Origin of the sequence: Bacillus sp. BB081 (assembly GCF_008368895.1) — a bacterium.
Lineage (GTDB): Bacteria > Bacillota > Bacilli > Bacillales > Bacillaceae_G > Bacillus_A > Bacillus_A wiedmannii.
The window spans coordinates 1-5,586 of the sequence record NZ_QOZX01000118.1 but is presented as its reverse complement, the minus strand read 5'-3'; the positions used below and the strand labels follow the sequence as shown (position 1 = coordinate 5,586).

General features: G+C 37.5%; 5 protein-coding genes. 4 read left to right on the top strand and 1 reads right to left on the bottom strand.

Going from position 1 to position 5,586, the window contains the following annotated elements; translation table 11 throughout:
• Positions 1–305: 305 nt before the first annotated feature.
• A complete protein-coding gene (locus DN394_RS28350) occupies positions 306–1,142 on the bottom strand; it encodes an alpha/beta fold hydrolase (protein ID WP_097915269.1) in 837 nt (278 codons plus the stop codon).
• Between the two features lie 515 nt (positions 1,143–1,657).
• On the opposite strand from DN394_RS28350, the gene ycaC reads away from it, so the two are divergent.
• From ycaC to DN394_RS28330, 4 genes are all read left to right on the top strand, one after another.
• Positions 1,658–2,302 (top strand): isochorismate family cysteine hydrolase YcaC, encoded by a 645-nt coding sequence (gene ycaC / locus DN394_RS28345; RefSeq protein ID WP_000131220.1) that lies wholly within the window; start codon positions 1,658–1,660, stop codon positions 2,300–2,302.
• Positions 2,303–2,463: 161 nt separating this feature from the next.
• Positions 2,464–3,108, top strand: a complete 645-nt coding sequence (locus DN394_RS28340; RefSeq protein ID WP_000067162.1) for a hydrolase — start codon at positions 2,464–2,466, stop codon at positions 3,106–3,108.
• Positions 3,105–3,698, top strand: a complete 594-nt coding sequence (locus tag DN394_RS28335; RefSeq protein ID WP_097915267.1) for an antibiotic biosynthesis monooxygenase — start codon at positions 3,105–3,107, stop codon at positions 3,696–3,698. The genes DN394_RS28340 and DN394_RS28335 overlap by 4 nt, the downstream gene beginning before the upstream one ends.
• A gap of 13 nt (positions 3,699–3,711) precedes the next feature.
• Complete coding sequence (locus tag DN394_RS28330) at positions 3,712–5,547, top strand: amidohydrolase (protein WP_141542946.1); 1,836 nt, start codon at positions 3,712–3,714, stop codon at positions 5,545–5,547.
• Positions 5,548–5,586: the final 39 nt, after the last annotated feature.

Sequence of the window (5,586 nt, the reverse complement as noted above, 5' to 3'; positions counted from 1 at the left end):
TATTATCTTGATAGTAATATAACAATACTTCTAAGAGATCTAAAAAACTCTAATCCATACATTTTAGCTGTTAAGAAGAATATTCAATTCGAAACTAATGGAGATTTATCAACCTAACATCTCGATATCACCATTTAAAAATGAATAAAAATTTCGTTATGGAAGATTTCGATTCTTTAAATTGATTACAGTGGTGCACTACCCCGCATTTAAAAAGATGCTCCTGGATTTATCCAAGAGCACCTTTTATAAAGCTTTATTTTTACTTGTTTATAATTTATCAATTAACAATTATATAGTTGTAATCAGTCCTTTAAAAATAATAGGAGTGCTTCATTAAATTCTTTAGCATGCGTTGCATTTAGCCCATGTGGACCACCCTTTATTAACGCTACTTTAGAATTAGGAATTGCTTCATGTGTTAATTTCCCACTATATTCAAATGGTACAGTTGCATCTGAATCACCATGAATAACAAGGGTAGGTATATTAATCTTGGCTAAATCGCCTCTGAAGTCTGTTTTGCTGAAAGCAGCGATACAATCTAGTGTTCCTTTAGGTGATGCACCCGCAGCGATATCCCTATTGTAAAATCGAAATGGTTCACTAACTAAGTCAGTTCGATCTCCAGCAGCAAAAAATCCTTTCGTAAACTCATCAAGGAATGCTAGGCGATCACTTTTTACTCCATTTTCAAATTCTTGAATTGCTACATCATCTAATACACCCTCAGGATGATCTGCTGACTTGTAAAGGTATGGTGGTACAGCTCCTGCAAATACAGCCTTCTCTACTCTATTGGTTCCATACTTTCCAATATACCGGGCTACCTCGCCTCCACCCATAGAAAAACCAACAAGTGTGACATTTTGAAGCTCTAACTGTTCTAATAGTTGATGTAAATCAGAAGTAAAGGTATCATATTCATACCCTTTCCACGGCTGAGATGATTTTCCAAAACCTCGACGATCATATGTTATAACTCTGTATCCAGCCTCAACAAGAGCGGGAACTTGGTATTCCCAAGATCGACCACTTAACGGCCAACCATGAATGAGTACAACTGGTTTTCCTGTGCCATGATCCTCATAATATATCTCAATTGGTGCTTGATTTTCGGTTCCTACAGTAATTTTCGCCATGCTTCTACCTCCAAAAAATATTCTAATATGTATCCTTTTCTTCAATAATCCGGATGAATGTCATAACCTATTCATGCACATTTATATTGTGGACTCTATGCATGAAACCCTACTGTTCCGATGAATTCATTTTCTGTTTATGGACAATTCCCCATCTCCTACCTTTTTCATCACGAAGTATTTGCTAAACATTCCTCATATTCAATTCTAATAACAAAAATAGGTGACTATCAATATCGTTCTATCTATAGAATGTATAGGTAAAATCAATCTATTTTATAGTGAAAACAACTATAGTTACGACCTATGCAAATTATAGATAATTTAGAATTGATTAATGAATCAGTTTTCAAATACTATAAATTTGTATAGCACTTCATGTTCTGTGAATGCTGCTATAACTAATATTAACGGTCAGTTTATTTATAAACTAACCGTAACAAACGAAGAAGTTCGGGGGAATATTCCACTGTTTACACTTTCTTCGATTACTTAATTTTTAGGAGGAATACATAATGACTGATCTCTATTCTCGTATTAACAAAGATGATGCTGTCGTTCTTTTAGTAGATCATCAAACTGGTCTTATGTCCGGACTAGTACGCGACTATGGTGTTGATGAATTCAAGAACAATGTTCTAGCTCTTGCTCATACTGCTAAGTTTTTTGATTTACCAGTTATTTTAACAACAAGTTTTGAAAACGGGCCTAACGGACCTTTAATGCAAGAATTGGTTGATCTCTTTCCTCATGCACAAAAAATAGCTCGCCCTGGACAAATTAACGCATGGGATAATGATGATTTTGTAAAAGCAATCGAAGAAACTGGAAAAAAGCAACTTATCATCGCGGGCGTAGTTACGGACGTTTGTGTTGCTTTCCCTGCACTTTCCGCTATAAAAGCTGGATATGAAGTATTTGCTGTTACTGATGCCTCAGGAACTTTCAGCAAACAAGTTGCAGATGCTGCCAATACGCGCATGGCACATAATGGTGTACAACTTATGAACTGGTTTAGCGTAGCTTGCGAATTACAACGCGATTGGCGCAACGATGTCGAAGGTTTTGGCAATTTGCTTGCTAGCAATCTTCCAGGCTATCAAAATATAATTGGAAGCTATATGGGAGCTCAACGAGATCTTAGTAAACAAAATGCATAATAGCTTTACTTTCAAAAAAATAGATAGTATACATTTAGTGCTGATTAAATCAGCACTCTCTTTTAAATTAAAAAGTATAGCAAAAATTTTATTTTTACGATTACAGTTTTAATTAACGGAAAATATATTATTTTCAATAATTAAAAAAGGAGCGTTTTATTATGAGTAATTTAGAATTGTTAAACCCGGAGAACAGTGCCTTAATTTTAATTGATTTTCAGCCTCAAATGACTTTTGGAGTTGCAAGTATTGATAGACAAACATTGATTAATAACGTTATGTTGCTTGCTAAATCAGCAAAAACTTTTAACGTACCTACTATTCTTACTACAGTTGAGACACGCAGCTTTTCTGGTTATTTTTGGCCACAAATTCTTGACATATTCCCAAACCATGAAATTATAGAACGCAGTTCAATGAACTCTTGGGAAGATCCAAAATTTGTTGAAGCAGTTAAAGCAACAGGTAGAAAGAAATTAATATTTGCAGCACTTTGGACTGAAGTTTGCCTTGCATTCCCTGTGCTTGAAGCAATTAAAGCTGGCTATGAGGTGTATGCAGTTGATGATGCTTCAGGTGGTACTAGTTTGACAGCACATAACGCTGCTATGCGTCGTGTAGAACAAGCTGGTGCAATTCCAGTGACAGCAATTCAAGTTTTACTTGAATACCAACGTGACTGGGCACACAAAGACACTTATGATGCTGTAATGGAGATTGTAAAGGAACACACTGGTGCTTATGGTCAAGGTGTAGAATACGCATATACTATGGTGCATGGCGCGCTTCCAAGCAGGAAAATATGAAACAAGAAGGAGTAGCTGTCGAAGAGACTTATACAGGGAACACGATGGATGCTGCCGATCCAGTAACAACGATTGTTACATGGGAAATTCAAGAAGGTAGAGAAAAACAGTTTGAAACATGGAGACATGAAATCGAAGCTGCCGCTACTAAATTCCCAGGGCATTTAGGCGTAAATCTAATAGTCCCCAATAACGAATCCAGGGAGTATACTGTTATTTTTCGTTTTGATACGTATGAGCATCTACGTGCTTGGCAAGAATCAGATGTTCGTCGAGATTTGTTAAAAACGGCAGAACAATTTCAAGCTATTAATCCAACTTACAAAACTGAAAACAGTTTGGCTTATTGGTTTGTTACTCCGAAAACGCCAGTTCCACCGCCAAAATGGAAAATGTCTATCGTTACCCTTCTGGGTGTATGGCCTCTTAGCATGTTAGTTCCTAAATTGATAGGACCTATTATAAAACATATGAATCCTATTATGTCCGCTTTTTTTGTTTCTGTATGTATAGTGTCCTTGCTATCATGGGTAGTTATGCCGATTTTCGGTAAATTATTTCATCCATGGTTACAAAATAATAGGAAGTAGACGAGGTGTGAATATGAATTTACCGGATATGATCTTATATAACGGAAAAATTACTACCCTTGATCCCTCTCAACCTGAGGTATCTGCTATCGCCATAACTGATGGTTTAATAACTGCAGTAGGTGGAGATGAGCTTCTTGATAGTGCCACAGAAAAAACAAAAAAAATAGACCTTAAAAGAAAAAGAGCTATTCCAGGCCTGAATGACTCTCATATACACGTTATTCGTGGCGGTCTTCATTATAATATGGAATTACGATGGGAAGGTGTGCCTTCAATTACTATTGCTCTCGAAATGCTCAAAGAACAGGCAAGGCGTACACCTGCTCCTCAGTGGGTAAGAGTAGTTGGAGGTTGGTCTGAATTTCAATTTAAAGAGAGACGGCTGCCAACTTTAGAAGAGATTAATGCTGTTTCTGAAGACACACCTGTCTTTGTGCTACATCTTTACGATAGAGCACTTGTAAATCGTGCAGGGCTGCGTGCACTGGGATACACAAAAGATACCCCAGACCCTCCAGGTTGTTTAATTGAGCGGGATAAACGAGGTAATCCAACGGGCCTTTTAATTGCCAATCCTAACGCTTCTATTCTTTATTCAAGTTTGGGTAAAGCTCCAATACTTAATTTTGACGACCAGATTAACTCAACTCGCCATTTTATGCGCGAATTAAATAGATTAGGTATTACAAGTGCCATTGACGCAGGTGGTGGTTTCCAAAATTATCCTGATGACTACAAAGTTGTTGAACATTTAGCCGAGAAGGAACAATTAACTTTGCGTATTGCTTATAATCTATTTACGCAAAATCCAAATCATGAATATGAAGACTTTGCTTCATGGGCAAAAATTGTTTCTCCAGGTCAAGGAAATGATAAGTATAAAATGAATGGTGCCGGAGAAATGTTAGTATTCTCGGCAGCCGATTTTGAAAAATTTCAAATGCCACAGCCCGAACTAGCTACGATGATGGAAGCTGACTTAAAGAAAGTAATTTCTCTATTGGTAGAAAACCGTTGGCCATTCCGTTTACATGCAACTTATGACGAGTCAATCACACGATTCTTAAATGTATTTGAGGAAGTCAACAAAGAAATTCCTTTTAATGGTCTACGATGGTGGTTTGATCATGCAGAAACAATCTCAGATCGTAGTATGGAACGTGTTAAGGCTTTAAATGGTGGTATTGCCATCCAAGACCGCATGGCTTTTCAAGGTGAATACTTTGTTGATTTATACGGAAAGGAAGCTGCAAAGCATACTCCTCCGATTTATCGTATGTTAGACCTAGGTATACCTGTTGGCGCAGGTAGTGATGCAACCAGGGTTTCCAGCTATAACCCTTGGGTCGCTCTTTACTGGATGGTTGCCGGAAAAACCATTGGTGGTCTTTCGATATACGATGATAAAAATAAACTTGATAGAAAAGTAGCCCTGGAATTATATTCAAAAGGAAGTGCGTGGTTCTCTGGTGATGAAGGTAAAAAGGGAACCCTTGCAGTAGGTCAGTTTGCTGATATTGCTGTATTGTCTTCTGACTACTTTATTGTGCCAGAAGAAGAAATCAAGAACCTTGAATCATTACTCACCATTATGGGTGGGCAGGTTGTTTATGGAAATGATGAATTTAAAAATTTATCACCTGAATTGCCGCCAGCATCACCTGATTGGTCACCGACGGGAGTTTATGGTTATGGTGGTGCTAACCTAGCCCACACTATACTTTCGCACGATGCCCATGATCACAAGTTACATAGTTGCAGTAACCCTCTCCATCAACACACTCATACCGTAATAGGAAAAGATGGAACTAAATGGGGTATTGGTTGTACTTGCTTTGCTTTCTAAATCAAAACCACCGGTATAATGAAGTGAACCCCGAAAACG